2 protein-coding genes are annotated in these 2,444 nt (G+C 73.7%); both read left to right on the top strand.

Translation table 11 applies throughout. The features are described 5' to 3' along the window. Positions 1 to 566: 566 nt before the first annotated feature. Positions 567 to 1,448, top strand: coding sequence for a sugar isomerase (locus AB0M28_RS40345; protein ID WP_365415806.1), 882 nt, complete (start codon positions 567 to 569; stop codon positions 1,446 to 1,448). An 18-nt stretch (positions 1,449 to 1,466) separates the two neighbouring features. Continuing rightward, complete coding sequence (locus AB0M28_RS40340; protein WP_365415804.1) at positions 1,467 to 2,351, top strand: class II fructose-bisphosphate aldolase; 885 nt, start codon at positions 1,467 to 1,469, stop codon at positions 2,349 to 2,351. Positions 2,352 to 2,444 lie beyond the last annotated feature (93 nt).

Below are 2,444 nucleotides of genomic sequence, written 5' to 3'. Positions count from 1 at the left end.
CCTGGCCCGGGGCCATCTGGTGCGCCCGCGGCTCACCCAGTTCGACCGCCGGATGCGAAGCGATCGGCTCCGCTGGCGCTCCGCCGAGGGATACCTCCGGCGGACCGGCGCAGGTGAACCGGCTCCGCTGCGCTGTACCGGCGAAGCCACCCCTTGCCAGCCCGACCACCACTCATCCAGCCTGCCCGTCCCCTTCCACCCCTTCCATCGTGACCGGCTCCCTTCCCAGCCCGTCCGGCGTTTGAGGACTTCGGGCGAAGCCCGAAACGCGTCAGCCGACGCAACCGCACCTCCAGCCCGTCCGGCGTTTGAGGACTTCGGGCGAAGCCCGAAACGCGTCAGCCGACGTAACCGCACCCCCAGCCCGTCCGGCGTTTGAGGACTGAGGCGCGAAGCGCCGAATCGCGCCGCAGGCGCAAGCGCGACCGGACGCATGCAGCGCGACCGGCACCGGACCCATAGGCCCACGGACCCCAGCGCACCGAAGTTGGCCCCGCAGAATGCTTGAAGGTGCGCGAAAGCGCAAGGTAATGTGCAGGAAACTGCATCACTAAGAGGGGAAACGCATGACCCACGTCGAAGACGAACTGGCGTCCCAGCCCACGTGCTGGACCCGCGCAGCGTCCGCCGCGCAAGACGCCCCCGGGCTCCCCGCCCAGGGGCACCGCGTGGCGGTCGTAGGCTGCGGGACCTCGCTGTTCATGGCCCAGGCGTACGCCGCCCTCCGTGAGGGCGCGGGGCACGGCGAGACCGACGCCTTCGCCGCTTCCGAGTTCCCCTTCGGGCGGCGCTACGACCGCGTCATCGCCCTGACCCGGTCCGGCACCACCACCGAGGTGCTGGAGCTGCTCGCGCGGCTGCGCGGCGAGATACCCACCACCGCCATCACCGCCGACCCCGAGACCCCGGTCATGACCGCTGCGGACGACGTCCTCGTGCTGGACTTCGCCGACGAGCGCTCCGTCGTCCAGACCCGCTTCGCCACCACCGCCCTGACGCTGCTCCGCGCCCACCTCGGCCTGCACAGCGACAGCGTCGTCCGCGACGCCGAGCGCGCCCTCGCCGAGCCGCTGCCCGAAGGGCTCGTGGAGTGCGGTCAGTTCACCTTCCTCGGCCGCGGCTGGACCGTCGGGCTCGCCAACGAGGCCGCCCTCAAGATGCGTGAGGCCTCGCTGTCCTGGACCGAGGCCTACCCCGCCATGGAGTACCGCCACGGCCCCATCAGCGTGACCACCGCCGGCACCGCCACCTGGATGTTCGGCCAGGCGCCCGACGGCCTCGCCGAGCAGGTCCGGGGCACCGGCGCGCTGTGGGTGGCCGGCAGCCTGGACCCCCTCGCCGAGCTCGTCCGCGCCCAGCGGCTCGCGGTCGCCGTAGCCGCCGCCCGCGGGCTCGACCCCGACCAGCCGAGACACCTGACCCGCTCGGTCATCCTCACCCATTCCTGACCGGCTCGGAGACCACCCATGCCCCTCGCACAGACCGGCGACCTGGTCGCCGCCGCGGCGCAGGCGAAGAGCGCCGTGGCCGCCTTCAACGTCATCACGCTCGAGCACATCGAGGCCGTGATCACCGGCGCGGAGGCCGCGCGGTCCCCCGTGATCCTGCAGATCAGCGAGAACGCGGTGAAGTTCCGGTACGGCCGGCTGATGCCGCTGGCCCAGGCGGCCCGCGCGTCCGCCGAGCTGGCCGCCGTACCCGTCGCCCTGCACCTGGACCATGTGCAGAGCGACGAACTGCTGCGCCAGGCGGCGGACGCGGGCTTCAGCTCCGTGATGTACGACGCGGCGCGGCTGACCTACGCCCGTAACCTCGCGGCGACCAAGGCCGCGGCCGAGTGGGGGCACGCGCACGGGCTGTGGGTGGAGGCCGAGCTGGGCCAGGTCGGCGGGAAGAAGGGCGAGCCGCCGCTCGACGCGCACGCACCGGGTGCGCGGACCCGGCCGCTGGAGGCCCTCGGCTACGTCCGGGACTCCGGCGTGGACGCCCTGGCGGTCGCCATCGGCAGCTCGCATGCCATGACGACCCGCGACGCGGTCCTCGACCACGACCTGCTGGCACGGCTGTCGGGCACCCTCGACGTACCCCTCGTGCTGCACGGTTCGTCCGGCGTCCCGGACGACGAGCTGGCCGCGGCGGTGCGCGGCGGCATCGCCAAGGTCAACGTCGGCACGGCGCTGAACATCGCGATGACGCAGGCCATCCGCGCCTATCTGACGGCGAACCCGGACGCCGTCGACTCGCGCCGCTATCTGTCGGTGGGGCGCGAGGCCATGGCCCGTACGGTGACCGAGCTCATCCGCACGGTCCGGGCCGGCGTCCCGGACGCGGACCCGGTGCCGATCGGCTGACAGCGGGCGCGGGGGGGGGGGCCCGGCGGCGGGCCGCCCGGGGGTGGGGGGGGGGGCGGGGGCGGCGCACCGGCGGGTGCCAGCCGGCGAGCC

It is taken from the genome of Streptomyces sp. NPDC051940 (assembly GCF_040680895.1).
In the GTDB taxonomy this organism is placed as follows: Bacteria; Actinomycetota; Actinomycetes; order Streptomycetales; family Streptomycetaceae; genus Streptomyces.
The sequence above is the reverse complement of the archived record's forward strand: the minus strand, read 5'-3'. Positions and strand labels throughout refer to the sequence as shown.